The sequence below is a fragment of the Microbacterium sp. bgisy207 genome (genome assembly GCF_965345035.1).
Taxonomy (GTDB): Bacteria; Actinomycetota; Actinomycetes; order Actinomycetales; family Microbacteriaceae; genus Microbacterium.
This window is the reverse complement of sequence record NZ_CBDRMG010000007.1, coordinates 25,975-51,322: the sequence shown is the minus strand read 5'-3', so window position 1 is coordinate 51,322 and position 25,348 is coordinate 25,975. Positions and strand designations below refer to the sequence as shown.

General features: G+C 68.1%; 30 protein-coding genes. 16 read left to right on the top strand and 14 right to left on the bottom strand.

Annotated elements, in window-relative coordinates:
- The first annotated feature begins 2 nt into the window (after positions 1 to 2).
- The 7 genes from ACSGC5_RS08185 to surE all read left to right on the top strand — a co-directional run bounded on the left by ACSGC5_RS08185 (position 3) and on the right by surE (position 6,394).
- A complete protein-coding gene (locus ACSGC5_RS08185; RefSeq protein WP_434970307.1) occupies positions 3 to 1,139 on the top strand; it encodes a cysteine desulfurase family protein in 1,137 nt (378 codons plus the stop codon).
- Positions 1,136 to 2,044, top strand: coding sequence for a glycosyltransferase family 2 protein (locus ACSGC5_RS08180; RefSeq protein ID WP_434970154.1), 909 nt, complete (start codon positions 1,136 to 1,138; stop codon positions 2,042 to 2,044). The genes ACSGC5_RS08185 and ACSGC5_RS08180 overlap by 4 nt, the downstream gene beginning before the upstream one ends.
- Before the next feature lie 2 nt (positions 2,045 to 2,046).
- Positions 2,047 to 2,256 (top strand): hypothetical protein, encoded by a 210-nt coding sequence (locus tag ACSGC5_RS08175; protein ID WP_434970153.1) that lies wholly within the window; start codon positions 2,047 to 2,049, stop codon positions 2,254 to 2,256.
- A 166-nt stretch (positions 2,257 to 2,422) separates the two neighbouring features.
- Complete coding sequence (locus ACSGC5_RS08170; protein WP_434970152.1) at positions 2,423 to 3,961, top strand: DHA2 family efflux MFS transporter permease subunit; 1,539 nt, start codon at positions 2,423 to 2,425, stop codon at positions 3,959 to 3,961.
- Positions 3,962 to 4,084: 123 nt separating this feature from the next.
- Positions 4,085 to 4,633, top strand: coding sequence for a type 1 glutamine amidotransferase domain-containing protein (locus ACSGC5_RS08165; RefSeq protein WP_434970151.1), 549 nt, complete (start codon positions 4,085 to 4,087; stop codon positions 4,631 to 4,633).
- A gap of 11 nt (positions 4,634 to 4,644) precedes the next feature.
- Positions 4,645 to 5,670: a PfkB family carbohydrate kinase gene (locus tag ACSGC5_RS08160; RefSeq protein WP_434970150.1), complete on the top strand. Its 1,026-nt coding sequence runs from the start codon at positions 4,645 to 4,647 to the stop codon at positions 5,668 to 5,670.
- The gene (gene surE / locus ACSGC5_RS08155; protein WP_434970149.1) at positions 5,642 to 6,394 is read left to right on the top strand and encodes a 5'/3'-nucleotidase SurE; all 753 of its coding nucleotides are present in this window, start codon (positions 5,642 to 5,644) and stop codon (positions 6,392 to 6,394) included. The genes ACSGC5_RS08160 and surE overlap by 29 nt, the downstream gene beginning before the upstream one ends.
- A gap of 15 nt (positions 6,395 to 6,409) precedes the next feature.
- Here the strand turns inward: surE and ACSGC5_RS08150 are convergent, their stop codons facing one another.
- Genes ACSGC5_RS08150 through ACSGC5_RS08140 form a run of 3 tightly spaced genes read right to left on the bottom strand, consistent with a single transcriptional unit; the run spans position 6,410 to position 9,342 of the window.
- Positions 6,410 to 8,797 carry a phosphoketolase family protein gene (locus ACSGC5_RS08150; protein WP_434970148.1) on the bottom strand — a complete coding sequence of 796 codons (2,388 nt, stop codon included), beginning with the start codon at positions 8,795 to 8,797 and terminating at the stop codon, positions 6,410 to 6,412.
- Positions 8,766 to 9,020 carry a hypothetical protein gene (locus tag ACSGC5_RS08145; RefSeq protein ID WP_434970147.1) on the bottom strand — a complete coding sequence of 85 codons (255 nt, stop codon included), beginning with the start codon at positions 9,018 to 9,020 and terminating at the stop codon, positions 8,766 to 8,768. Before ACSGC5_RS08145 ends, ACSGC5_RS08150 begins: the two co-directional genes overlap by 32 nt.
- Positions 9,007 to 9,342: an ATP-dependent DNA ligase gene (locus tag ACSGC5_RS08140; protein WP_434970146.1), complete on the bottom strand. Its 336-nt coding sequence runs from the start codon at positions 9,340 to 9,342 to the stop codon at positions 9,007 to 9,009. The genes ACSGC5_RS08145 and ACSGC5_RS08140 overlap by 14 nt, the downstream gene beginning before the upstream one ends.
- Positions 9,343 to 9,588: 246 nt before the next feature.
- Between ACSGC5_RS08140 and ACSGC5_RS08135 the strand changes: the two genes are divergently transcribed.
- The 3 genes from ACSGC5_RS08135 (at position 9,589) to ACSGC5_RS08125 (ending at position 11,314) form a co-directional block, all read left to right on the top strand.
- The gene (locus ACSGC5_RS08135; protein WP_434970145.1) at positions 9,589 to 10,014 is read left to right on the top strand and encodes a hypothetical protein; all 426 of its coding nucleotides are present in this window, start codon (positions 9,589 to 9,591) and stop codon (positions 10,012 to 10,014) included.
- Between the two features lie 71 nt (positions 10,015 to 10,085).
- A complete protein-coding gene (locus tag ACSGC5_RS08130; protein WP_434970144.1) occupies positions 10,086 to 10,976 on the top strand; it encodes an SDR family oxidoreductase in 891 nt (296 codons plus the stop codon).
- Positions 10,977 to 11,047: 71 nt separating this feature from the next.
- A complete protein-coding gene (locus ACSGC5_RS08125; RefSeq protein WP_434970143.1) occupies positions 11,048 to 11,314 on the top strand; it encodes a DUF7218 family protein in 267 nt (88 codons plus the stop codon).
- Here the strand turns inward: ACSGC5_RS08125 and ACSGC5_RS08120 are convergent.
- Entirely contained in the window at positions 11,289 to 11,450 is a 162-nt protein-coding gene (locus ACSGC5_RS08120) for a hypothetical protein (RefSeq protein WP_434970142.1), read from the bottom strand. The genes ACSGC5_RS08125 and ACSGC5_RS08120 overlap by 26 nt on opposite strands.
- Before the next feature lie 163 nt (positions 11,451 to 11,613).
- On the opposite strand from ACSGC5_RS08120, the gene ACSGC5_RS08115 reads away from it, so the two are divergent.
- Genes ACSGC5_RS08115 through ACSGC5_RS08105 form a run of 3 tightly spaced genes read left to right on the top strand, consistent with a single transcriptional unit; the run spans position 11,614 to position 14,949 of the window.
- A complete protein-coding gene (locus tag ACSGC5_RS08115; RefSeq protein ID WP_434970141.1) occupies positions 11,614 to 12,999 on the top strand; it encodes an ABC transporter substrate-binding protein in 1,386 nt (461 codons plus the stop codon).
- 1 nt (position 13,000) lies between these two features.
- The gene (locus ACSGC5_RS08110) at positions 13,001 to 13,966 is read left to right on the top strand and encodes a carbohydrate ABC transporter permease (RefSeq protein ID WP_434970140.1); all 966 of its coding nucleotides are present in this window, start codon (positions 13,001 to 13,003) and stop codon (positions 13,964 to 13,966) included.
- Positions 13,963 to 14,949 carry a carbohydrate ABC transporter permease gene (locus ACSGC5_RS08105; protein WP_434970139.1) on the top strand — a complete coding sequence of 329 codons (987 nt, stop codon included), beginning with the start codon at positions 13,963 to 13,965 and terminating at the stop codon, positions 14,947 to 14,949. Before ACSGC5_RS08110 ends, ACSGC5_RS08105 begins: the two co-directional genes overlap by 4 nt.
- Before the next feature lie 10 nt (positions 14,950 to 14,959).
- Here the strand turns inward: ACSGC5_RS08105 and ACSGC5_RS08100 are convergent, their stop codons facing one another.
- The 4 genes from ACSGC5_RS08100 to ACSGC5_RS08085 form a co-directional block, all read right to left on the bottom strand.
- Positions 14,960 to 15,277, bottom strand: coding sequence for a hypothetical protein (locus tag ACSGC5_RS08100; RefSeq protein ID WP_434970138.1), 318 nt, complete (start codon positions 15,275 to 15,277; stop codon positions 14,960 to 14,962).
- Between the two features lie 86 nt (positions 15,278 to 15,363).
- A complete protein-coding gene (locus tag ACSGC5_RS08095) occupies positions 15,364 to 16,338 on the bottom strand; it encodes a cation transporter (protein WP_434970137.1) in 975 nt (324 codons plus the stop codon).
- The gene (locus ACSGC5_RS08090) at positions 16,335 to 16,751 is read right to left on the bottom strand and encodes a hypothetical protein (RefSeq protein ID WP_434970136.1); all 417 of its coding nucleotides are present in this window, start codon (positions 16,749 to 16,751) and stop codon (positions 16,335 to 16,337) included. The genes ACSGC5_RS08095 and ACSGC5_RS08090 overlap by 4 nt, the downstream gene beginning before the upstream one ends.
- A 29-nt stretch (positions 16,752 to 16,780) precedes the next feature.
- On the bottom strand, positions 16,781 to 17,407 hold the full coding sequence (locus ACSGC5_RS08085; RefSeq protein ID WP_434970135.1) for a flavodoxin family protein: 627 nt from the start codon (positions 17,405 to 17,407) through the stop codon (positions 16,781 to 16,783).
- A 188-nt stretch (positions 17,408 to 17,595) separates the two neighbouring features.
- Between ACSGC5_RS08085 and ACSGC5_RS08080 the strand changes: the two genes are divergently transcribed.
- A complete protein-coding gene (locus ACSGC5_RS08080) occupies positions 17,596 to 18,306 on the top strand; it encodes a DUF981 family protein (protein ID WP_434970134.1) in 711 nt (236 codons plus the stop codon).
- A 29-nt stretch (positions 18,307 to 18,335) separates the two neighbouring features.
- Here the strand turns inward: ACSGC5_RS08080 and ACSGC5_RS08075 are convergent, their stop codons facing one another.
- The 5 genes from ACSGC5_RS08075 to ychF form a co-directional block, all read right to left on the bottom strand.
- On the bottom strand, positions 18,336 to 19,010 hold the full coding sequence (locus ACSGC5_RS08075) for an alpha/beta fold hydrolase (protein ID WP_434970133.1): 675 nt from the start codon (positions 19,008 to 19,010) through the stop codon (positions 18,336 to 18,338).
- A gap of 138 nt (positions 19,011 to 19,148) precedes the next feature.
- On the bottom strand, positions 19,149 to 20,105 hold the full coding sequence (locus ACSGC5_RS08070) for a hypothetical protein (protein ID WP_434970132.1): 957 nt from the start codon (positions 20,103 to 20,105) through the stop codon (positions 19,149 to 19,151).
- An 84-nt stretch (positions 20,106 to 20,189) separates the two neighbouring features.
- On the bottom strand, positions 20,190 to 21,158 hold the full coding sequence (locus tag ACSGC5_RS08065; RefSeq protein ID WP_434970131.1) for an alpha/beta hydrolase: 969 nt from the start codon (positions 21,156 to 21,158) through the stop codon (positions 20,190 to 20,192).
- A gap of 168 nt (positions 21,159 to 21,326) precedes the next feature.
- A complete protein-coding gene (locus tag ACSGC5_RS08060) occupies positions 21,327 to 21,638 on the bottom strand; it encodes a TetR family transcriptional regulator (protein ID WP_434970130.1) in 312 nt (103 codons plus the stop codon).
- Positions 21,639 to 21,913: 275 nt separating this feature from the next.
- The gene (gene ychF, locus ACSGC5_RS08055) at positions 21,914 to 22,987 is read right to left on the bottom strand and encodes a redox-regulated ATPase YchF (protein ID WP_434970129.1); all 1,074 of its coding nucleotides are present in this window, start codon (positions 22,985 to 22,987) and stop codon (positions 21,914 to 21,916) included.
- Between the two features lie 83 nt (positions 22,988 to 23,070).
- On the opposite strand from ychF, the gene ACSGC5_RS08050 reads away from it, so the two are divergent.
- Both ACSGC5_RS08050 and ACSGC5_RS08045 read left to right on the top strand, forming a co-directional pair.
- The gene (locus ACSGC5_RS08050; RefSeq protein ID WP_434970128.1) at positions 23,071 to 23,670 is read left to right on the top strand and encodes a 3'-5' exonuclease; all 600 of its coding nucleotides are present in this window, start codon (positions 23,071 to 23,073) and stop codon (positions 23,668 to 23,670) included.
- Between the two features lie 72 nt (positions 23,671 to 23,742).
- Entirely contained in the window at positions 23,743 to 25,080 is a 1,338-nt protein-coding gene (locus ACSGC5_RS08045) for a DNA recombination protein RmuC (RefSeq protein ID WP_434970127.1), read from the top strand.
- On the opposite strand, the gene ACSGC5_RS08040 is transcribed toward ACSGC5_RS08045, so the two are convergent.
- A complete protein-coding gene (locus tag ACSGC5_RS08040; protein WP_434970126.1) occupies positions 25,061 to 25,285 on the bottom strand; it encodes a UDP-N-acetylmuramyl pentapeptide phosphotransferase in 225 nt (74 codons plus the stop codon). The two genes, ACSGC5_RS08045 and ACSGC5_RS08040, sit on opposite strands and share 20 nt — an antisense overlap.
- Positions 25,286 to 25,348: the final 63 nt, after the last annotated feature.

Sequence of the window (25,348 nt, the reverse complement as noted above, 5' to 3'; positions counted from 1 at the left end):
GCATCCGTTACCTCGACAACGCGGCGACAACGCCCGTGCGTCGCGAGGTCCTCGAGGCGATGACCCCGTATCTCACGTCGCACTTCGGCAACCCGTCGAGCCACCACACGATCGGCGAGCAGGCGGCTCGTGCACTGGCCGACGCCCGAGCTCGCATCGCCGCAGTCCTGGGGATGCGCTCCACCGACATCGTCTTCACCTCGGGCGCCACGGAGGCCAACAACCTCGCGATCAAAGGGGTCGCCATCGCCGCGCAACAGCGTCGTGGCGCCCGGCACATCGTGACCACCCCGATTGAACACGAGTCGGTGTTGGCCTCGATTGACTACCTCGTCCGGATCCACGGATTCGACGCGAGCCTCGTCCCCGTCGACGCGACGGGACGGGTCGACCCGACGGCGGTGGCCGACGCGCTGCGCGATGACACCGCGATCGTGAGCATCGGCTACGCGAACAACGAGATCGGCACGGTTCAGGATGTCGCGGGCCTCGTCCGGGCCGTCGGGGGACGCGCTCCGCTGCATCTGGATGCGGTGCAGGCCGCGGGCTGGCTCCCGCTGGCCGCCACCGGCGCGGACGCCGTGTCGATCGCCGGTCACAAGATCGGCGCTCCCAAGGGGATCGGTGTGCTCGGCATCCGCGCCCGCATCCCGCTCGAGCCGGTCTTGCACGGCGGCGGACAGGAGCGCGAGCGGCGCAGCGGCACGGAGAACGTTGCGGGTGCGGTCGGACTCGCGCGCGCGCTCGAGCTCGCGGAATCCGAGCGCGCCTCGGGCGCCGCGCGGGTCGCGGCGATGCGGGACGAACTGATCACCGGAGTGCTCGAGCGGATCCCGGTCGCGCGATTGACCGGCCATCCGATGCATCGCCTCCCGGGAACGGCGAGCTTCACATTCGCCGGCGTGAACGGTGAGACTGTGCTGCTCGAGCTCGAACGGCGGGGACTTGTCACCTCCAGCGGCTCCGCCTGTGCGGCGGGCAGCGACGAGGCCTCCCACGTGCTTCTCGCCCTGGGCGTCCCTCCCGACCAGGCCCGCACGGCCGTGCGCGTGACCTTCGGGCACGATGCCGAGGGCTCCGTCGCACCCATCGTGGATGCGATAGAGGCAGCGGTCGCAGCCGTAAGATCCGGGGTATGACAGACCCGGCGATCACCGTGATCGTTCCGGGCCTTGATGTGGCCCCCTACGTTCCGGCCGCGCTCGACTCGCTTCGACGTCAGACCCGCAGCGACTGGCGAGCGGTCCTCGTCGATGACGGATCAGTCGATGCGACAGGAGACCTCTTCGCGGATGCCGCAGCCCGCGATGACCGGTTCCAGGTTGTGCGGCAGCCTCGCACGCGGGGCCTCGGGGCGGCACGCAACGCAGGTCTCGATCTCGTGACGACGCCGTTCGTCGGGTTCCTGGACGCCGACGACGAGTTCACGCCCCGAGCCCTTGAGCGCATGATCGGAACACTCGAACGCACCGGGAGCGACTTCGTCATCGGCGCCTACACGCGACTGCGGCCGGAAGCCGACGGCACCTACCGCGAGGGCTCCGTCCAACCGTGGGTCGTCGCCGCAACGGCCCCGGAGCGCCACCGCGTCCGACTGAGTGAGCATCCGGCGGCGACGGGGAGCATCGTCGCCTGGGCGAAGGTCAGCCGCGCGCACGTCTGGGACACCCTGCGCTTCCCCGAGGGCCGCCTGTATGAAGACCAGGTCGTCGCGCAACGGATGCTGGTCTCGGCAACCGCGTTCGACACGATCCCCGACGTGGTGGTGCGGTGGCGGATGCGCCCCGACGGCTCCTCCATCACGCAGCGTGAGTCGGATCTCACCGTGCTCCGCGACTGCCTGGACGCGATGGCCGCCGGTCTGGAGGTCCTCGCAGACCACGACGGGGCCTACCGTGCGCGGCGAGATCTCATTCACGCGATGGACCTCCCGCGCCTTCGCGGTATCGCGGCCAACCACCCTGATCCGCAGTACCGCGACCTGCTGAGGGCGTTCGAGGCACGCCTGGATCACGTCGCCACAGATGACACCGATAGGGTGTGAACATGACTGCGAACGACGGCGCCGGCACCGGACGCGAAGACCTCGACGCGCTTCGCAAGGAGATCGACGAGTTGTCGTCGATCCCCGAGGAGCAGCTCATCTCGCCCACGCCGGCAGACCTCTTGGAGGACGAGCCCACGCCGCATCCGACCAACGCCATCGGGTCGGAGCAGTGGGACAAGTCGGTGGACGAGGAGACCCTCGACGACTGAGTCGCCTCGACGGGCGAAACTCCTTCCCCCGCTGGGGAATCGAATGTCGGCTCCGGCCGTTAGGGTGAATGCCGCCACCGAGCGTGGCTCAATGACGCCTGTGTTGTCGGTGTCTCCCCGGTGAAACCGGCTGACGACACGTGCCTGGATAGTGAGGAACCGCCCCGTGGCAGCGATCAACGCGACTCCGCAGACCGGATCGATCCCGACGCCGGCCGCAGCTCCTGCGCCGGCGTCGCGCGGCATGAATCTGCGCCCCGAGGAGAGCCGCATCATCTGGCTCCTGCTCGCCGCTGCCTTCGTCGCAATCCTGAACGAGACCACGATGGGCGTCGCGATTCCGCACCTGATCGTCGACCTCGGTATCACGGGTGTTGCCGCGCAGTGGCTGACCACAGCGTTCATGCTCACGATGGCCGTCGTCATCCCTATCAGCGGCTTCCTGCTGCAGCGCTTCACGACCCGCCAGGTGTTCCTGGCAGCGATGACCCTCTTCTCGACGGGAACCGCTGTCGCGTTCGTCGCTCCGGGCTTCGAGGTGCTCTTGGCGGCGCGCGTGATCCAGGCGTCCGGTACGGCGATCATGATGCCGCTGCTGATGACGACCCTCATGACCATCGTGCCGCCGCACGCGCGCGGGCGGATGATGGGACGCGTCAGCATCGTCATCGCCCTCGCCCCCGCGATCGGGCCTTCGCTGTCGGGACTGATCCTCGACTCGCTGGGTTGGCACTGGATCTTCGGGATCGTGCTGCCCATCTCGATCGCTGCTCTGGTGGCCGGCGCGATCTGGGTCCGCAACCTCGGTGAGACGACGCGAGCGCCGATCGACGTGCTCTCGGTGATCCTGTCGGCATTCGGATTCGGCGGTCTCGTCTACGGGCTCAGCCAGATCGGTGGCGCGGCCAGCCATGGTGGGACGGAGGCCGACGCGGCCGCAGAGGCGGGTTCGACGATGACACTGGTGATCGCAATCGCGATCGGCATCATCGCGCTCGCGCTGTTCGTGTGGCGCCAGCTCGTGCTGCAGCGCAAGGACGATGCGCTCATGGATCTGCGTGTGTTCCGTTCCCTGAACTTCTCCCTCTCGATCGCCCAGATGGGTGTGCTGTCGATGGCCTTCTTCGGCGCGATCACGGTCCTGCCGCTGTATCTCAGCCAGGCAGTCGGGGCGACGGCTCTCGAAAGCGGCCTCCTGCTGCTGCCCGGTTCGCTCGCTATGGGGTTCGCCGGACCGATCGTCGGTCGGATCTATGACGCATCCGGCACGCGAGTCCTGCTCGTGCCCGGCGCGATCCTTGCCGTGGCGGCTCTGTGGGCATACGCGACCTACGGCGCGGGCACCTCGATCTGGGTCATCCTCGTCACCCAGATCGTGCTCTCGCTCGGTCTCGCCCTCTCGTTCACGCCGCTGTTCACGGCCTCCCTCGCTTCTCTCCAGCCGCGCTTCTACTCCTACGGCTCGGCCGTGCTGGGGACTGTCCAGCAGGTGGCTGGAGCGGCGGGTGTCGCGGTCATGGTGACCACGATGTCGGCCATCGCCGCCTCCGCGGTCGAGGCGGGCGTTGCGGCAGACGAAGCCGCCGCAGCCGGGGCGCGGGGCGCCTTTCTCGTCTCGGCGATCGTGGCGCTTCCGATCCTTGTGGGCGCGTTCCTCATCCGTAAGCCCGCGGATCAGCCGGAAGGCGCCATCCCCGCGCACTGACCCCGTAGCGAGTGGGTCACTCGCGTGCAAGCCCCTGCCCCGCGCTGGTCAGGTTGCCTACCGTCGTGTGCGTACGAACTCACGCACAACTGAGTACGAACTCTCGCACAACGGAGGATCCCCATGTCGCATCTCACCGGCACCACTGTCGCGTTCCTGGTCACCGACGGCTTCGAAGACAGCGAGCTGACCTCACCGTGGGAAGCGGTGACCTCCCACGGAGCACAGGCACGCCTCGTCTCCCCCGCGGGGGACAGTGTGACGGGCAAGAACGGTCATACGCAAAGCGTCGATGTCGACAGCTCCGTTGCGAACGCTGCCGACTTCGACGCTCTGGTCCTGCCGGGCGGCGTCGTGAACGCCGATCATCTGCGCATGGATGCCGCGTCCTGCGGTTTCGCACGGGACTTCTTCGAGCAGCACAAGCCGGTGGGCGTGATCTGCCACGGCGCGTGGACCCTCATCGAGGCGAACGTCGTCGAAGGCCGCACCCTGACAAGCTACCCGAGCCTGCAGACCGACCTCCGAAATGCCGGGGCGCACTGGGTCGACGAGGAGGTCGTCGTCGACCAGGGTCTGGTCTCGAGCCGCACGCCCGACGACCTTCCGGCATTCAACGACAAGCTCGTGGAAGAGATCGGCGAGGGCACACACGCGGGCCAGACCGCCTGAGGGCAGCGCCGGTGAACGCGGCGACCGTCTTCGCCCCCTCCCCCAGCCTCACCGTCACGATCGAGAGCCACGCCTCGGGCGATGACATCCACCTCCACGCGGGAGGCCAGGGCGTGTGGCAGGCCCGGATGCTGACTCTGCTCGGTGTGGACGTCACGCTGTGCGCACTTCTGAGCGGGGAGAGCGGTCTCGTGATCCGCACACTCCTCGAGCGGGAGGGGATCACCGTCGAAGCTGTCGTCCGCGGCGACCACGGGGGCGCGTACGTGCACGACCGACGGGACGGGGAGCGCCGCACGATCGCCGAGCAGCACGCGACAGCACCCGGCCGTCACGAGATGGACGAGCTGTACTCGCTCGCGCTGAGCCGAGGTATCGAGAGCGGGCTCGCCGTCCTCAGCGGCCCGCCGCACGACGAGATCCCCGCGGAGATCTACCATCGGCTCGCCTCCGATCTGCGGCGGGGTGGAGCAACAGTCGTCGTCGATCTCGCGGGTCCACGACTCGATGCCGCGCTGCGCGGGGGTGTGAGTGTTCTGAAGATCAGCGACGAGGAGCTCGCAGCTACCGAGGCGCGCGGTTCAGCGGCCACGGTCACCGAGCGCCTGCACGAGCTGCGCGCGCGCGGCGCGCAGACGGTCATCCTCACCCGGGCCAGCGAACCGGCGCTTCTGCTGGACGCCGAGGGACTCGCGGAGATCTCTGTGCCGCGATTCGAGATCGCCGATCACCGCGGCGCGGGCGACTCCCTCACTGCCGGCGTAGTGGCTGGCATTGCGCGTGGTGAGACCATCCGCGATGCCCTCACGCTGGGCGCCGCAGCCGGCGCGCTCAATGTCACGCGACACGGCTTGGGGACGGGGCACCGCGATGCGATCGAGGGGCTTCGCGAGCACGTGAGCGTTCGCGCGCTCGAGTCCGCTCACACCCCCGCCGATGGCCGCGTTACGCCCGACGAACTCGCTTCCATGACAACCCCCGAAGACACCGCGAACGGGGCGCAGTCCAATGACACGCATCCTGATCACGAACGATGACGGCATCGACGCTGCGGGGCTCGCTCCCCTCGCACGCCGTTTTCGTCGAGTCGGATTCGATCCGGTGATCGCAGCGCCCGCGGCTCAGTCCAGCGGATCGAGCGCGTCGATCATGGCGGCGCGGTCCGATGGGCGCATCCGAGTCGACCGGCGTGAGCTCGCTGGCGCCGACGGTGTGCCGGCGCACGCGGTGCACGCAGGACCGGGTCTGATCGCACTCATTGCCGCCCGTGGCGCGTTCGGGACACCTCCGGACATCGTGATCTCGGGGGTCAATCACGGCGCGAACGTCGGACGTGCCGTGATCCACTCCGGGACGGTCGGCGCAGCGCTCACCGGGGGCTTGCACGGCGCCCGGGCGATCGCGGTGTCGTTGGATGTCGGGCTGGCGCCCAAGACGTTCGCGTGGGAGACCGCTGTCTCCGTTGTGGACGACCTGTTGCCGCACCTGATGGCCGAGCCGGTCGGCACGATCCTGAACGTGAACGTCCCCAACCGGGAACATCCACTCGGGGTGGTCGAGGCTGCCCTCGCGCCATTCGGCATCGTTCAGACGACCCTCGCAGAGCGCGACGAGCACCACATCAGCCTGGCGGTCGAGGATCTCCCGAACACGCCTGAGCCCGGGACGGATGCCGCGCTGCTGGCCGCCGGGTGGGTGACCGTCACGAGCCTCGCGTCCGTCACGGGCGTTCCTCTGACCCGCGGCCTGTCTCACGGGTGATCACGCGGGATCCGCTCAGGTGAGCGAGGGATCGTCCGTTCCGTGCCGGTGGAGGTACTCAGCGGCGTTCTGCCGCCGCTGTGCGAGAACGCGCACGGCCTGCGCTCGGTCCGCGTCATCGTCACGGCAGCGCTCGAGAACGTCGGCGGCGAGGGTGAAGCGGTCCATCCGGTTCTGCAGCAACATGTCGAACGGCGTCGTCGTCGACCCCCGCTCCTGGTAGCCCCGAATCGTGACGCCCCCGGTGAGCGGCCGATCGAACAGCAGTTCCCTGATCAGATGCGGGTAGCCATGGAAGGCGAACACCACAGGGATGCCGACGCCGAAGAGGGCCGCGAACGCATCGTCGTCCAGGCTCTGGGGCTCACCCGGTCGAAGCCGCAGCAGGTCGACGACGTTGACGACCCGCACCCGGATAGCGGGAGCAACGTCCCGCAGCAACGCCGTGGCGGCTACCGCTTCCTGGGCGGGGACGTCTCCGGCGCAGGCGAGGACCACGTCGGGGTCGTCGGCGTCACCGTCCGGCGCGTCGTCATCCCTCGCGGTGGACAGGATGCCGGCGCCGTCCTCGACGAGCCGACGCGCGGCCTCGAGCGAGAACCACTGCGTTTCGGGGTGCTTCCCCGCCACAATGACATTGATCCGGCCCGGTTCGGTCACCGCGCGCTCCATCGTCGCCAGCAGGGTGTTGGCGTCGGCGGGAAGCGAAAGCCGCACGATGTCGGAGCTCTTGCGAGCGGCGAGGTCGAGGAACCCCGGGTCCTGGTGAGTGAACCCGTTGTGGTCCTGACGCCAGACATGACTGGTGAGCAGGTACGTGAAGCTCGCGAGCGGCGCGCGCCACGGGTAGGTGTCCGCAGCTTCGAGCCACTTGGCGTACTGGTTGAACATCGAGTCGACGACATGGACGAAGGCCTCGTACGAGGTGAAGAGGCCATGACGGCCCGTCAGGAGGTAGCCTTCGAGCCACCCCTGGCACAGATGTTCGCTGAGCACCTCCAGCACCCGGCCGTGCGTCGCCAGGTCCTGATCGACCTCCCGGTGACCCTCGTTCCATTGCTTCGCGGTGGCCGACAGTACCCCCTGGGCAAGCCGATTGGAGCGCAACTCGTCGGCGGCGAAGATACGGAAGTCTCGGGGATTTGCTCTCAGCAGGTCGCCGAGCCAGTCCCCCAGGACCGTCGTCGCCGACGCCTCCGAGCCGCTCGGCCCTGCGTCAACGGCCTCCTGGGCAAGAGCAGGGACGGTGAGCTCTCGTCGTCGCAGACCGCCGTTGGCCCGGGGCGTGCCGCTCATCGTCGCCTCCATCGGCCCGGGCACGAGCGCGCGCACCGCGAGCGCGGGCGTGCCCCGCTCGTCGAAGAGCTCTTCCGGACGGTACGAGCGCAGCCACCGCTCCAGCAGCGCCAGCCGCTCCGGCGAGGAGGCGACGTCCTCCAGGGGAACCTGGTGCGACCGCCAGGTCCCCTCGACGGGCTCGCCGTCGACCTCGTCCGGTCCGGTCCACCCCTTGCGTGTCCGCAGGACGATCATGGGCCAGCGCGGCGGAGGGGATGTCGGTGCGCCCCCACCTCGCGCGCGACGCTGGATCTGCGCGATGAGGTCGAATGCACGGTCCATCGCGTGCGCGAGCACGCCGTGGGTCTCGCGCGAGTCGGCCGCGTCGCGAAGGTCGACGACGATCGGTTCATGCCCATGACCGCTCATGAGATCGCGCAGCTGATGCTCGGGCATCCGATCCATCACGGTGGGGTTGTCGATCTTCCAGCCGTTGAGATGCACGATCGGCAGCACGGCACCGTCGGTGCGCGGGTCGAGGAACCCCGTCGACTGCCACGACGCCGACAGCGCGGCGGTCTCGGCTTCACCATCGCCGATCACGCACGCCACGACGAGATCGGGATCGTCCAGGGCCGCACCATAGGCGTGCACCAGCGAGTACCCGAGTTCCCCGCCTTCCTGGATGGACCCGGGAACGTGCGGGGACGTGTGGCTGGGGATACCGCCGGGCGCCGAGAACTGCGCGAACAGGCGGCGCATTCCCTCCTCCGTCCGGGGCGTGTCCGGGTAGGTTGCACTCCAGGTGCCGTCGAGCCAACTTGCCGCGTTCAGGGCGGGACCGCCGTGCCCGGGTCCTGCGATGAAGAGGATCTCCGCCCCGCGCTCCACGATCACCCGGTTCAGGTGGGCGTAGACAAGAGTCAAGCCGGGGACGGTGCCGAAGTGCCCGAGAAGCCGCGGTTTGATGTCGGCCGGCGTGAGAGGCCGGCGAAGCAGCGGGTTCTCGCGCAGATAGATCTGCCCGGCGCTCAGGTACGTGGCCGCTCGCCACCACGCGTCGAGCCTGGCGAAGACATCCGTCCCGTCCTGCTCAGCGATCGTCGCCAGAACTCCACTCGCCATTGCCTGCCACCTCGACATCGTCGTCCGGAACCGGGATGAGGGCGATCGGCACCCCCGGAGAAAGCAAGAGATACGCCTCGCGGCGCATGCCCTCACCGTCGTTCACTCGGAGCCAACTCGACCCGTCGGCGATCCCGTCGGCGACCTCCTGGCGCACCTCCTCGAACTCTCTTCCGCCGACGCTGTAGAGCTCTCCGCCGTAGACGATGTCAATGCGCTTCATGGTTCCCTCCGGGCACGGGGTCGCCTTCCTTCGGTTCGGGCACGACGTACAAGCCGGATGGAGAGTTGGCCGTGTACGCAAGGGCATCGACCCACGCCATGTTCAGCTGCGGACGCCTACCGCCATAGAACTTGTAGACCAGTGAGCACCGCGGGTGGACCCACACCGTGGTGCGGCCGTTGCCGATGCTCGCGTCGTCCTTCCACGTGAAGTGGAAGGCCTCGTTGCGTCTGAGCTTCGTCCCGATGACCACCTGCAGGTGAGCCAACGTCCGATCATCGAAATCGACCTTGACGTTTCCGTCGTAAATGAACTTTCCCATTCCGCTTCTTCTCCCATTGGTGGATGCAGCCCGACGTATCGGGACGCCCCGTGGTGCGGATCTGGTTGACCGTCGCACGGCAAGCGCCGGCGCGCGAGGGTCTTGACCAGGACCCCCGGGACCCCCTATGGCACTGTTCGGACCACTCGTTTCCCGCGGACGATGGCACGCTCCTGGCTAGCGCGCAACCCCCGAACTACTCGACTGTCCCCGGCGTACCGTCACGTCTTGACACGGGGAGGTCTCATGTCCGATTCTAGCCGCTCGTTCTCGCCCGCACAGGTGGCGCGGAACATCCAGCGGATCGTCGCGATCACCGTGGCGGCGTGGCTGGCCGCTGCGGCCTTCGCGGGTATCCTGCCCGGCGCCACGGTCTTCCTCGGGCTCCTCAGCGCCGACCCTCCCCTGACGCTGGCCCGCATCGTCCTCGTCGTCATGCTCCTTGACGGGCTCCGCCGCCCGCCATCCTCGCTGCGTGTCCGCCTCCGGCTCGTCGCGATTGTCGCCGGCGCCTTGGCCGCGATCACGCTCGTGGACCCCCACGGGTTCGGGACACTCGCCCATGGGGTTGCGCTGCCCGAGGTCGCCGTTACCGCGGCCCTCTCGGCGGTATGCCTGGCCACCTCGCTCGTTGAGGAAGGTGACCTCCCCGACGACGTGCTCCCGCGGTGATGCGCTAGCCGGGTCAAGCGGAATGGTCAAGTCCCTGCGCGAGGCCTTCCGACCGGTCATATCGTCGCCCCGTGACTTCACACGACACCCCCCAGGACCCTCGGACCGCCCACACCGCCGACGACTTCCCCGAGCAGGAACAGCAACAGCCCGGGCTGGAGACCGAGATGGCCCCGGTCCCCGACCACGGCGAGCAGACCTACGTCGGGCACGGCCGGCTCGCTGGCCGTCGCGCCCTCATCACCGGCGGCGACTCGGGGATCGGCCGCGCGGTCGCGATCGCGTTTGCTCGCGAGGGAGCCGATGTCGCCATCGCGTCGTTGCCGGAGGAGCACGAGGATGCCGAGCAGACCGTGTCCCTCGTTCGAGACGCAGGAGTGCGCGCGGCGTCGTTCAGCGGTGATGTGCGCGACGAGGCGTTCGCGGAGGAGATCGTCGCCGACACCGTCACCGAGTTCGGCGGAATCGACATCCTGGTCCTGAACGCCGCGTACCAGCGTGACCGCGACAGCCTCGCGGATCTCGAGACGGCAGAGTTCGATCGGACGTTCCGCACGAACCTCTACGGGATGCTCTTTTCCGCGCGGGCCGCCATGGCGCACCTGGGGGCGGGGTCGGCGATCATCGTCACCTCGTCCATTCAGGCCTTCGATCCGTCGCCCGGCCTCGTGGACTACGCGATGACGAAAGCGGCGCAGGTTGCCTTCGTGCGGGCCATGGCACAGGAGCTCGGGCCACGCGGCATCCGGGTCAATGCTGTTGCCCCGGGTCCGATCTGGACGCCCCTGATTCCGGCGACGGATTTCGACGAGGAGAAGCTCACGACCTTCGGAAGCGACACCCCGCTCGGCCGTGCGGGACAGCCCGCGGAGCTCGCAGGGATCTACGTGTACCTGGCCAGCGACGACGCGTCGTACGTGTCAGGCGGTGTCTTCCCCGTGACGGGAGGACGAGCACTGTAACGGGGGACGCGGAAACCGCACCCGTCTCCGCCATCCGTGGCCGGACGGCCACCGACAGAGAAGAGGACATCATGCCTGGACGTCGGAACTCGAGTCTGAAGGATCCCGACCTGTACGAGGAGCTGCGCGACGACGGCGCCTCGAAGCAGAAGGCAGCACGGATCTCCAACGCGGCAGCCAATCGCGGTCGCTCAGACGTCGGTCGAAAGGGCGGCGAGTCAGGAAGCTACGAGGACTGGACCGTCGATGAGCTGAAGAAGCGCGCGAAGGAGCTGGGGCTTTCCGGCTACTCGTCGTTGCGCAAGGGCGAACTCATCGACGCGCTGCGGAACCACTGAGATTGGGCACGGTCTTCACGACCGCGCCCAACACCGCCGCAAGCAGCGACACGAGTTCGGTCGCGAGAACCCCGAGCACCGTGATGATCGCGGCGATGACGCCTGCCCAGATTCCGGCGGTTCGGAGTGCCTTCATGTGCCCAGGCTAGCGCGCTGTCAGTGTGCAGGCGCCGCTACGCCGTCTTCTCGGCGGTGTCAATCCCCGGGGAGAGAGACGCTTCGCGGCTCTACGGTCGCTCTATTGCCCACTTCTCCGGCCGCGTTTCGCGACCGGAGACCGCCCGGAAGCAAGGAGAATCATGCGAGCACCGCGGACCCTGGCGCTGGCTGTCGCCGGACTGACGACGGCCGCGCTGACCCTCTCGAGCTGCGCGGTCGGCACGGCGGGCGCCGGAGATGACAATGCCTCGTACGACAGGGATGCCGAGCTGTCCGGCGAACTGAGTGTCATGGGGTTCTCCGGGGTGGACGAGGTGGCAACGTCGCGCCTCGAGTACACGAAGGGGCTCCTCAGCGGCGTGAATGTCTCGCTCATCGAGGGAGAACTGGACATGCAGCAGTTCCTCTCCGCGGTCGCTACCGGGTCCCCGCCTGCCATCGTCTACGCCAATCGTGATCAGATCGGCTCGCTGGCGGCGCGGGGAGCCATTCTGCCTCTCGACCGTTGTATCGAGGGTGAGCAGATCCCCACCGACTCCTACGTGGATGCGGCGCTGGAGCAGGTCACACTGGGCGGGCAGGTCTACGGGATTCCCGAGTTCAACTCCGTGCAGGTCACGATGGCCAATTCGGCTCTGCTCGAGCAGGCGGGGCTCTCGATCGAGGACGTGAACGGATCCGACTGGGACGCCGTCACGGCCGCGACGGAGACTCTCACGCGCGGCACCGGTGGTTCGCTCAGCGTCATCGGCTTCGACAGCAAACTGCCCGAGTTCTTCCCCCTGTGGGCACGGGCTAACGGGGCGCCGCTGATCTCTGACGATGGCCGAACCGCGATGCTCGACGATCCCGCGGCCGTCGAAGCTCTCGAGTGGGCTGCCGGGATCTACGACGCTCAAGGCGGGTTCAGCGCCGTCAAGGCGTACCGTGACTCGGCGGACTTCTTCGGCAGCGGCAACCAGTTCGCCAGCGGCACGCTCGGGGCGATGCCCATGGAGCAGTGGTACATCAACGTGCTCAACGATGTGTCCCCGGACGCTCCGATGACCTTCGATGCGGTGCGCGACCGCACGGGAGAGCCGCTTGCCTACGCGTCGGGCTCGGCCTGGGCGATCCCTGCGGGCGCCGAGAACCCCGAGGCGGCGTGCCGATTCGCGCGCGGCATGACCTCTCTCGACGCGTGGATGGCCGCGGCCGACGCACGGTTGACGGCGCGCGAGGCGGAGGGGAAGCCATTCACCGGAATCCTCACCGGAAACGCTGAGGCGGATGCGGCGATCCGAGAGCTGACGACGTCCGCGGGGGAACCCTGGGACTCGGGCATCGACGCGATGTACGACGCGAATGACCACACCTTCTCGCTCCCGGCCAACCCCGCCGACGCCGAGTTCGAAACTGCCCTGTTCGACGCGATCAACCGTGTCCTGAACGATCAGGCTGAGCCGGCCGACGCTCTCGCGCAAGCTCAGCGGACCGCGCAGGACGCACTGGACGCGGGATGGGCTGCGATCGACGGGGAGCAGTGAGGTGGCACTGGCCGCCTCCCGGGTCTCGCTCCCGCCACGTCCACCTGACCGCGCACGGTCTCGTCGGCGCGCACGACGCCGGAACGCGGCAGCCGCGTTCCTGTTCCTGAGCCCCTGGCTTCTGGGTTTCGGTGTCTTCACCGCGTGGCCGCTGATCTACAGCGCGTATCTCTCCCTGACCGACTACGACGTGATCAACGATCCTGGCTTCGTCGGCCTCGAGAACTATGTGCAGCTGTTCTCCGACCCGAAGATCGCCCTGGCCCTGGGCAACACGGTGCTGTTCACCGCACTCCAGGTGCCGTTGTACATCATCGTGGCGCTGGTTCTCGCTCTCCTGCTCAATCGCGCGGGGCGTAGCGCCGGGTTCTTCCGCACCGTCTTCTTCCTCCCGAAGATGACTCCCCCCGTCGCCGTCGGCGTTCTGTTCCTGCTGCTGTTCAACGGGCAGAACGGGCTCATCAACGTGGTGTTGGGCTGGTTCGGAATCGACGGTCCGTCGTGGACCACCGACCCGGCATGGGTCAAGCCGGGGCTCATCATCATGAGCCTGTGGACGATCGGGGCCTCTGTGATCATCCTGCTCGCGGCCCTGCGGGGCGTACCCGATGACCTGTATGACGCGGCCAAGATCGACGGGGCCGGATTCTGGCGGCAATCGCTGTCGGTGACTCTTCCCTTGATCAGTCCCGCGATCTTCTTCATCGTCGTCGTCAACACGATCGCCGGACTGCAGACCTTCGATGAGGCATACACGGCGTTCTTCGGCGCGGGCAACACGACCTACAGCAACGACGCCGCCCTGTTCTACGTCATCTATCTGTTCCAACAGGCGTTCGAATTCCTCCAGATGGGCTACGCCTCAGCCATGGCGTGGCTGCTGTTCGCGCTCATCATGCTCGTGACGGTCATCCAGCTCGTGGTCTCGCGGCGGCTGGTCTATTACGAAGCCGAGGACGCACGATGACCCAGGTCCTTCCGCCGCCGAGCGAGTCCGAGACGGATGCGCAGAAAGCCCCCGGTGCCGGGGCGGTTGAGCTGTGGACCTCGGCCGATACCGACGGAAGGCCCGACGAGCGTCCACGCACCCGTCGCCCTCAGGGGTTCGGTCGGCGGCAGCCACGAGCGCGCGCCTCCCGGATCGGCATCACCGCGGCCCTGACGGTGCTCGCCGGCATCTTCGCCTACCCCTTCATCTGGCTCGTCAGCGCATCCTTCAAGCCCCGCGGCGAGGTCTTCGACAATGCGCTCATCCCGAAGACCTTCACGCTCGAGAACTACATCACCGTGTGGCAGGAGGCGCCCCTGGCGTTGTGGATCCTCAACACCGTGATCGTCACGGTTCTTGCAGCGGTCGCCGTCACCGTCTCGAGCGCGATGGTCGCGTGGGGATTCTCCTACTACCGGTTCCCCCTGCGGGGTCTGCTGTTCGGACTGGTCCTGGCGACCATGATGCTGCCCGGCGCCGTCACAATGATTCCGACGTTCCTCATCTGGAACTCGCTCGGAGCCGTGGGCACTCTCTATCCGCTGTGGGCGCAGAACCTCTTCGGCAGCGCGTTCTACATCTTCCTGCTGCGACAGTTCATGCTCGGGCTACCGCGGGACCTGTTCGATGCGGCGCGCGTCGACGGCGCGAACGCGTGGACAGTGTTCTGGCGGATCGCACTCCCCCTCACGCGCCCTGCGCTGGCCGTGACGATGGTCTTCGAGGTTCAGGCGGTCTGGACTGACCTCATGCGGGCGCTCATCTATCTGCGGGACTCGACGACGTTCACGATTCCCCGGGGCCTGAAGTGGCTCGTGGACGCCTACGGCTTCGGCGGCGAGTGGCACTGGGAGATCATCGTCACCGCCAGTGTGATCGCGACGATCCCGATGATCGTGGTGTTCTTCTTCGCTCAGCGTCAGATCATCGATGGAGTCAGCGCCGGCGCCGTCAAGGGATGAGCGCCCGCGATCACAGTTCGAGCGGCCAGGGGTCGTCGGGGGCTGCTCCCTGCGCGCCGTCGAGTCGCGCGGTGCGCCGCTGAATCTCCTCGAGCGCCGCATGATCGGGCTCGACAGTGATGCCGCCCGCGACGGATTCGACGATGAACGCGGTTGCCTCGCTGAGGAGCAATGTGGCGCTCACCCGGTTGCCCTCCGCGCTCACCGCGGGCACCGTGATCGCATCCGCGGTCTGGTGCTCGCTGAGCACACGGGCGTAATCGATCAGGGCTTGGGCCGTGTCGTCGTGCATGAACAGCGACCTACCGGCGTAATGCACATGCTTCATACGCCCAGAACCTACGCGGGATCACCGGTGATGCGGCAGGCGGTTGACAACCGCGCGCGCGACACTCATCGTCCGGCAGCGAGCGTTCAGCGCTCGCCGAGAGCCCGGGTCGCCTCCGCCGGAAGGACGCGTACCGGGATCACCACGACATCCTGGACCTTCCAGTCTGCTGCCACCAGCTGCTCATGGGCGTCGTCCAACTGGGACAGGGTGACTCGGCCGCGGCGGGGAACGACGAACGCCTCGATGTGGAAGACCTGCCCCATGTCCCGCATGCGTATCGCCGCATCCGCGACCCACGGGAGGGAACGAAGCCGTGCCGCGCACTCCGCAGCAAGCGGATGGACCCGTGCGTCGTCCGTGGAGCGCGCCCGCTGATCCATGAGGTCAACGATCGCGCCGCGAGAGTTGGTCCACCCGTCGCGGACGATCCCGAGCGAGATGAACAGCGCCGCAGCCCCGTCGAGCCACCACCATCCGATCCCCACGCCGAGCACGCCGACGATGGTCGCGGCATTGCTGGTCCAATCGGCCTTGGCCATGTCGGCATCCGCGGCCAAGACCTTGTTGTGAAGGGTTTGGGCGAGCCGCGCCTTGGCGCGCCCGTAGAGGGGCGGGACAGCGGCAATGAGCGCCATGAACGCGATCATGATCCAGCCGAGCCAGATGGTGTGGCCGGCGATCCGCACCGTTCCGATGGCCGGATGCTCGCCCGTGATCAGACCGATGACGGACTGGGTTGCGAGCGAGCCGCCGACGCCGAGCAATGCAACGCCGGCCACGAGGTGACCGACCCCCATGATGCGGTGGTACCCGAAAGGGAAGGCCTTGTTCGGGCGCCGACGCACAAGGATCAGACCGAGCAGGAACGAGATCTGCGGCAGCAGCGAGAGCATGTCTTCGATCCACGCGGTGCGCATGGCCTGCGAGCCGCCCAGGATGAACGCCATCAGGGTGATCGTCACGACGGTGAAGCCCATCGTGAACCACTCCCATCGCACCGCCGCACGCAGCGCGGTCTGCTGCTGCTCGGGAAGGTCGGTGCGACCGAGAGTCCTCACGGCGCGACTCCGTCGAGGTAGGTTTCGAGCGTCAACTGAAAGCGGTTCTCCCCGAGCGGAAGAAGAACGACGAACGACTCGCCGGACGGCAACCAGTACTCTCTGGTCACGCTGGCACGGTCCATCCACGGCGTGTGGGTACTCATCCCGCCGATCGCCACGTCGAGAACGCCGCGCTCGAGCGCATCAACCAACTGCTCCTCGCTGCCGATCGACCAGCTGACCCGTGCGCCGAGCTCGGTCGCGAAGCTCTCGATGAGCTCAGGAAGGGGCCCGGATACCTCATCCCCGGCGATGACGACCATATCGCCGGCCGCGGAGGCCCCGGCCCGGAGCACGCCGTGCCGCACGCGGTCGGTCGTGCCGTCGGGGTCGGCGGGAATGCTGCATCCGACGAGCGCGACGCACAGCACAGCTCCCAGGCAGAGCAGCCACGCGCGCTTCAGGGCGCGGGATACGGCCTGGCCCGTAGCGTGCGCGCGAGATGAGCCGCGTTCATCGCCACCGTCTTCGCCGTCGTCACGACGTTCTCGGGGGTCTGATCCAGATCCTTGAAGTCGGTCGAGTGCATTGCTTCGCCGTTCCAATACAGACCTCCCTGGCTGGGCACCGTGAAGCCCACGTCGTTGAGCGCCTGGAACGCGTTCGCGATGATCGCGTGCGCGCCGTCCTCGTTGCCCGTCACGACGACGACGGCGACCTTGCCGGCCAGCACAGCCCGGCCCTCGTCATCCGTCTTCGAGATCTCGGCGTCGAGCCGCTCGATGACCCGCTGCGCGACGCTGGACATGTGGCCTACCCATGTGGGGGTGGCGAGGATGAGGATGTCGGCAGCCATGATCTGCTCGCGAACCCGCGGCCACTCATCCCCGTCGCCCATGTCGGCTTCCACCCCGGGTCGGATGTCGAGATCGACCACGCGCACCCGCGAACTGGTCACGCCCTGGTCCGTCAGCGCATCCATCACCAGCTCGCTGAGCAGTTCGGTGCTCGACGCGGCGGGCGATGGCTTGAGGGTGCAGTTGAGCGCGATGGCGCGCACGGTCGTGTCAGTAGTGGCGTCCGTCATACCGGCCAGTCAACCGGCCGCCGAGTGAGCCGTCTCGGGCCTTGACAGGGCTGCGCTCACCGTACTCTTCACGGTGCGCGAGGACTGTCAAGCCCCCCTGACAGCGGGGAGGGGCATCCGTATCGTGCGGAGGGTTTTCGTTCGCCGCGTCACCCGGCGCTGCGAACCCCACCCGTTGAGGAGGCGAAATGGATGACGGACTGACCATCGACTGGACAGTGATGCCGACCTACAACACCATCATGGCTGTCGCCGCCGGGGCCGGCCTGCTCTCGATCGTCCTGCTCGGTTGGCGGGTCTCGCGCGGGCAGGCGTTCTCGGCCGAAGGCCACGCCGTGAACTTCGGGGTGCTCGGAGCGATCCTGACGATCACGGGAGCGCACATGACCCTCACCTGGCCGTTCGCTGCCTATTTCCCGTTCGACAACATCATCTTCGGGGAGCCGAGCCTGGCGCTGGGCGTCCTGCTGCTGGCGGCCGCGATCGTGCTGTGGCGCAGGCGCACAGCCCTGGGCGAGGCGGAACGACCCGGCGCGGCACTCGCCGCGGTGGCCGCACCGCTCGCGATCATCATCGTCGGCCTCGGGCTCTCACTCATCGCGATCGCCGCCGCCGGCATCGCCTTCCAACTGTTTACCGCACCGCCCGAAGAGCCGCTGACCGGCTTCTTCGCGCAGTGGCCGTGGGTCGAGACAATCTTCATCTCGGGTCTGTACGCGATCACCGGCCTCGGCGCGCTGACCTTCCCGCTCGCGGCACGCGACACCGGTCGGGGGCGAGCCGGCACCGCGGCACAATACGTGACCGGGATCGCCCTGGGCCTGTCGGGAATCGCGTTCCTGCTCTTCGGAGCGCTGAACTTCTACACGCACATCGGCCTCATCGTGAACACGATGTGAGGACAACGAGACAACGGGACGACGCCGGGTCAGTCCCAGTCGAGGTAGTCCTCGATGGGCCAGGCAGTTTCCCCGACGTGGGTCAGGGGAAAGAGGTCACGCGCACCGTCGATCGTGACGACGCTGACCCGCTCCGGCGCGGTCGCGCGAAGCGCCTCGGCGTTCGCGGGCGGCATCACCTCATCCATCGCGCCTTGGATCACGAGGATCGGGATCGCCGGGGGCAAGGGGATCCCCTCCGTTCGCGACCACTCCGCCCGCGCGGTGCGCTGCATTGCCACGAGTTGCGTGTTCCGCGCCGAGGCGGGGATCTCCGATGTGGCCGGCGACGCATCCACGCCGGTCTCGACGCCGAGCAGAAGCAGACCCGCAGCGCGTGTCGGGTGGTCGATCGCAACTGAACGAGCGACAGTCCCGCCGAAGCCGTGCCCACCTACCCACGGGCACTCGAGCCCGAGATGATCCATGACATCGACCACATCCTGAGCGAGCTCGCGCATCGTGACGCTCGCTCCCGGTTCGGGGCGACGGGCACCGATCCGCACGACACGGAAGTCCTCCTCCGTGAGCGCCTCGGCGAGCGGACCCAGGTAGGCGATGTTGAGTCCCTCACCCGGAACCAGCACGAGCGAGGGTCCATCTCGACGATCATCCGCGTATGGAATCGCCCGCCCGTCGGGCTCGAACGTCTCGGTATCGGCCATCCGTCTCAGTCCTCTCGCGGTGGGTGCCTGTCGTCGCGCCGTCGGGAGGGGAGTCCCGGCGCGGCGTGCATCCTGGACGACCCTAACGGACTCGCGTGAGCGATGCCGCAGGGTTCGTCCAGGGCGCCGACGTGATCGTCAGCGCTCCGAGAGTCGCAGCAGCAATTCCGCCGTGAGGTAACGAGCGCGACCCAGCGACGAACGAGGATCGTAGCCGAGCTCTTGGGTGAGCGCCCCGTGCCGCGCCTGTACCGTCGAATGATGCATGCCGAGCGCGGCGGATGCGGCGCGCAGACTTTCGGTGTTGACCAGGGCGTCGAGGATCTCGCGGGAGCGCCGTGGGAGACCCGCGAGCACGGTGACGTCTTCGGGCGGGGCAGCCGGATCGAACGCCTTGGCAACGAGCAGGAGAGCGCCGAGTTCGCCGGCATCGACCATCGGGTGCGCGGAGTCGGTGAGGCGGAGAGCCGTCGTCGCCGCGTCCCACGATTCCGGCAGTCGGTCGGCAGACACCCACGGGCCCACCCCTCCGCGCGCGGGCGCTGCCCGGGTGCCGTCATCGAGGAGGACTCGGACGATACCCGCCGCGGCGGTCAGCGGCACCGAACCGGGTGCGTCGTCGTCAAGCGGCAAGGCAACCGCGCGCACACGCCGCGAGCCATCCATCCGGAGGCGCGCGAGTGCAGCGACGCGATCGACCAACGGGCGATCGGCGTCGACGACGATTTCCACCGCCGCGTCAGGCTCGTGGCGGGCGAGAGTCAGGGTCACCGCAAGCGCAAGCCGCTCGACCACCATCTCGTCGCCGACGATGTGCGTGTCACCGCGTTCCAGCCACACGCGGCCACCCGGGATGCCCCGCGTCGGCGCCTGGATCACCGGATCACCGTCGACGCGCCGACCGGACGGGTCACGGCGCTGAACTCGGTCGTGGTGCACAATGCCCGCGGTGACTCCGGACAGGGTGGCCGCAGCCCGCAGGAGTGCATCGATCCCGGCTCCCGCGCCGACGAGGGCGTCGAAGTACGTGATGACCTTGAGTGTCTCGCTCACCTCGGGATCGAGGGCCGTGATGCGGCCAACGAGCTCTTGCATACGCCTCACCTGCCTCGGAGTCCTCCGCGATGAGGCTCCGCGCTCACCCTAGCCCGCCGGGCGAACGCGGGGCCACCGCGGGTGCTACCGGGCGAGGAGCCTGGCCACCCACGCGTCGCGAGCGGCGATCATCGCCTGCGCGATTGCGGACTGGGGCGCCATCTGGTCGAAGCCATGGAACCCACCGGGCCACACGTGCAACTCGGCCTGTACGCCCGCGTGCCAGAGGGACGTCGCGTAGGCGACGTCCTCGTCGCGGAACACCTCGACCGACCCGCAGTCGATGAACGCAGGCGGGAGACCCGACAGGTCGGTCGCCCGGGCGGGCGCAGCGTAGATCGAGACGTCGTCGGTCCCGCGACGGTCGCCCAGGAGTGCCGACCACCCGGTCACATTGCTCGTGCGGTCCCACACGCCGACGCCGTCGACCTGGGCTGTCGACACCGTGGCATCGCGGTCATCGAGCATCGGGTAGATGAGCACCTGACCGACCAGCGCGGGGCCCCGACGGTCCCGCGCGAGGAGGGCGGTGCCCGCCGCGAGACCACCGCCCGCACTCGCACCGGCGATGATGAGCCGTTCGGGGTCGATACCGAGCTCTTCGGCGTGATCCGCCGTCCACACCAGGGCCGCGTAGCAGTCCTCCACCGGGTACGGGTCGGGGAACTCTGGCGCGAGACGGTACTCGACGGTGACGGCGACGGCGTCGTGCTCCACGACCCACGCGAGGACTCCGCCGATACCCGTGAAGCGGTCACCGATGATCATGCCGCCGCCGTGTGTATGAAAGATGCCGGGGCCGGGGCCAGCGTGGCCGATCTTTCGCAGGACGCTCACGTCGATGAGGTCGCCCCCGTGACCGGGAATCGTGTGGTCGACGCGTTCAACGCCGGCCTCGGCGAGGACATCCTCGATCGGGACAGCACCGGGGAGCCCCTGCCGGAGCATCGGGATCATCTCCGGCGTGATGGCCGGGGGCAGCATGTCGGCCAGGACGGCCAGCACCGCCTCCAGCTCGGGGTCGAACGGCGGGCGTGCGAGCGTGGTTGCCATGGGAACTCCTTTGTTCTCCGACGGAATAGGGTTGTGCCCCCAAGGATCCATCGTCGAAGACGTCATTGCGACCGCCGAACGCGGCGGATCAGAGGTCCTGGACCCGCCATGCGGCGCGCGTGCCCGCATCGCGGGAGACTCTGCTACGGACCGGGGCTCCATCCCTGCTCATGCATTCTCGCGAATCGGTCGATGAGGAGATCCGGCGCAAACGCGACTCTGCATCCTCGTCGCACGCCGCGACCGGATGCGCGCCCGCAGCGCGTTCTGCCAGGGAACGCGGCCTGCGGGCACATCGATTCTCGCCACGCGCCGGTCGAGCATGCCACCGATCAACTCTTCGCGGTTCGCGACGTGCTTGTAAAGCGCCGTCGCCGTGACCCTGAGCGAGTCCGCGACCCTCCGCATGCTGGTGGCATCGAGCCGGACCTTGTCCGCCAGGTCGGCCGCGGCATCCTCGTCGGACAGGGCCTTGGTCACAGCGTGAACACCGTCATCCTGGCCTGGCTGCTGCTCGATGCCCGCGCCGTCCCTCGTGCGCTGGCATTGCCGAAGAGGCCGGGGCGAGCTGATACCGGCCGGAGCATGGTGCGCGGCGAGTCCGGCACGGACATCGACCTGGGAAGGGTGGACCAGACAGACACGAGCTTCGGACAGTGTCACCAAGATCGGAGGATTCACGCGCAGTCTTCCGAGTTTGGTGACATTCTCCGAAGTTCATGAGCGGATGCCGGGGACTCTCGCCCGGGCGAAACTCAATTGTTGAAGCGGAACTCCACGACGTCGCCGTCCTGCATGACGTAGTCCTTGCCCTCGAGGCGCGCCTTGCCGCGCGCGCGGGCCTCGACGACCGACCCCGCGTCGACGAGGTCGGCGAACGAGATGACCTCGGCCTTGATGAAGCCCTTCTCGAAGTCGGTGTGGATGACGCCCGCCGCCTGCGGGGCCTTCCAGCCCTTCCCGATCGTCCAGGCACGCGCCTCCTTCGGCCCCGCAGTGAGGTACGTCTGCAGCCCCAGGGTGTCGAAGCCGATCCGGGCGAGCTGGTCGAGCCCCGACTCCTCCTGCCCCGTCGAGGCCAGCAGCTCCGCGGCATCCTCGGGGTCGAGGTCGATCAGCTCGGACTCGATCTTCGCGTCGAGGAAGACGGCCTTCGCGGGAGCGACGAGGGCTTCGAGCTCGGCCTTGCGGGCGGCATCCGTGAGCACCGACTCGTCGACGTTGAAGACGAAGATGAACGGCTTGGCGGTGAGCAGTCCCAGTTCCCGGATGGGGGCGAGGTCGATGCCGGATGCCGACAGCAGCGCGCCGCGCTCGAGCGCGTCCTTGGCGGCCAGGGCGGTCTCGAGCACGACCGGCTCGGTCTTTCTGCCCTTGACCTCCTTCTCGTAGCGCACGATCGCCTTCTCGAGGGTCTGCAGGTCGGCGAGCTGCAACTCCGCGTTGATGGTCTCCATGTCGTTCTTGGGGTCGACCGCCCCGTCGATATGGACCACGTCGGAGTCGGCGAACCCGCGGACCACCTGCGCGATCGCGTCCGCCTCACGGATGTTCGCGAGGAACTGGTTGCCCAGCCCCTCCCCCTCCGATGCCCCGCGCACGATGCCGGCGATGTCGACGAACGACACAGCAGCCGGCAGGATCCGCTCGGAACCGAAGATCTCCGCGAGCGTCGCCAGCCGCGGGTCAGGCAGATTCACGACTCCGACGTTGGGCTCGATCGTGGCGAACGGGTAGTTCGCCGCGAGCACCTGGTTCTTGGTCAGCGCGTTGAAAAGGGTCGACTTGCCGACGTTGGGGAGTCCGACGATTCCGATGGTGAGAGCCACGAGGGACCAGTCTACGTGGGCGGGGCAGGCAGACCCCGGCGTGCCTGAGCGCGGATGTCGGCGGTGCGCGCGAAGCTGAACCCGTGCCACTGGATTTCACCGCTATCGATTTCGAGACGGCGAACTCCAGTACTGCCTCCGCGTGCGCGGTGGGCATGGCACGCGTGCGCGCCGGCGTCGTCGTCGAAACGGCGGGGTGGCTCATCCGGCCCCCGTTCCCCCATGACCGATTCTTCGAGATCAACACCCGGATCCACGGAATCCGCGAGCAGGACGTCGCCGACGCCCCGACGTGGGCGCAGCAGCTTCCGGATGTGGTCGCCTTCATCGGAGGCGACATCGCGATCGCGCACAATGCCGGGTTCGACATGAGCGTCATCCGCCGCGCGTGCGAGGCGACCGGGACGCCGTGTCCCGATCTCGTCTACGCCTGCACCGTCCAGATGTCCCGGCGCACGTACGACATCCCCTCTCATCGCCTGCCCGCTGCCGCGGCGGCGGCGGGATACACCGGTTTTGTGCACCACGAGGCGACGGCGGATGCCGTGGCGTGCGCGCACATCGCGATCGACGCGGCGCGCCGTGCGGGTGCGCACGACATCACCACTCTTGCCGAGACGCTCGGCGTGCGGCTCGGTCGTCTGGAAGGGTTTGCTGCAGCGACCGAGACGGTCTTGAGCTGAGGCCCCGGCCGGCTGGAGTACGCCGCGGCGCGGTGAGGCGACGATGTCGGTGGCTCGCGGCATCCTGACGACATGGACGCATTACTGATGTCGGCGATCATCCTCGGGAGTCTGCTCGCCGGGCTCATCGCGGGGTGGGTCTTCGGCGCGGCAGGGGCGCGAGCGCGCGGAACCGTGCAGCTGAGCGCGCTCCGAGAGCGGCTCGCCGCGACCGAAGCCGCGCACTCGGCGGCGCTCGCGCAGCTCGACGGGCAGAAGGAACTGTACCGGGAGCTCATCGCACAGACGAGGGCCGATCAGGCAGCCCGCGAGGAACGGGAACGCCGAGAGCAGTCGGTGCTTCGCGCCCTGGAGCCGGTACGCGAGACGCTCCAGTCGATGCAGCTGACTGTCGCAGAGCTCGAGCGCGAGCGGCAGAGCCAGTACGGCACGATCGCCGAGCAGCTGCGCCGGGCGCAGCAATCCGACGAAGCGTTGCGTGCGACCACCGAGAGCCTCGCGAGCGCGCTGCGATCGGGGAGCACGCGCGGCGTGTGGGGAGAGACGCAGCTACGCCGAGTCGTCGAAGCGGCCGGTCTCACACGCCACGTCGACTTCGACATCCAGTCGACGATCGACACGGATGCCGGCACCGGCCGTCCCGACATGATCATCCGGCTCCCCGGAGACAAGGCGATCGCGGTGGACGCCAAGGTCCCCCTCGACGCGTACCTCGAGGCCGTCGCCGTCCCCGACACCGCAACCGGCGCTGACGCAGCGACCCGGCGCACGCTCATGGACAAGCATGTCAAGGCGGTGCGAGCCCACGTCGACGCGCTCGCGAAGAAGACCTACTGGGCAGGGCTCTCCTCGAGCCCGGAGTTCGTCATCTGCTTCGTTCCGAGCGAATCGCTCTTGTCGGCAGCACTGGATGCCGACCCGGCGCTGCTGGACTACGCGTTCGGCAGGCGGGTCGCCCTCGCTTCGCCGGTCAACCTCTGGGCCGTACTGAAGACCGTCGCTTACACCTGGACCCAACAGGACGTCACCGCGGATGCACGTCGCCTGTTCGATCTCGGCAACGAGCTGTTCGCGCGTCTGGGTGGCCTTGCCTCACACGCGAACGATCTCCGTCGCTCCATCGAGCGCACTGTCGAGTCCTTCAACCGCTTCGCAGGAACGCTCGAGTCTCGGGTTCTCGTCACGGCGCGCAAGTTCCCCGGCATCGATGAGACGAAGCTGGATGCCGCGACAGGACCCGCCCCCATCGAGTCGGCCCCGCGTCACCTGACCGCGATCGAGTTCCTTGACGACCGCGATGGCGACGAACCGGGCGGCACCGTTGCGGACACCGATACTCGCGTGCGCATCGCCGCCGATCTCGGCGACATCCGCGGCCGGATCCAGTCGCCTACGCGCCGCCCGGAATGAGGCTGAGCAGCGCGATGACGGTGCCTGACACCAGGATGAAGGCGCCGATCGACCACCACACCGACGGCTGGTGACCCTCCGGCCGACGGACCCGGAAGAACACGTCGGGTCGTCGCGCGGGATCGCTGGCATCGGCGATCACGGCCTGCGCCCCGGTGTGCGGACCCGTACGCGGGTTCCGGTCCTCGCTCGGCGGTGTCGACATCGCGTCACTCCTCGCTTCTGTTCGGCCTCCCCCGATTCTGCCAGCCGATCACAGCTCTGCCGG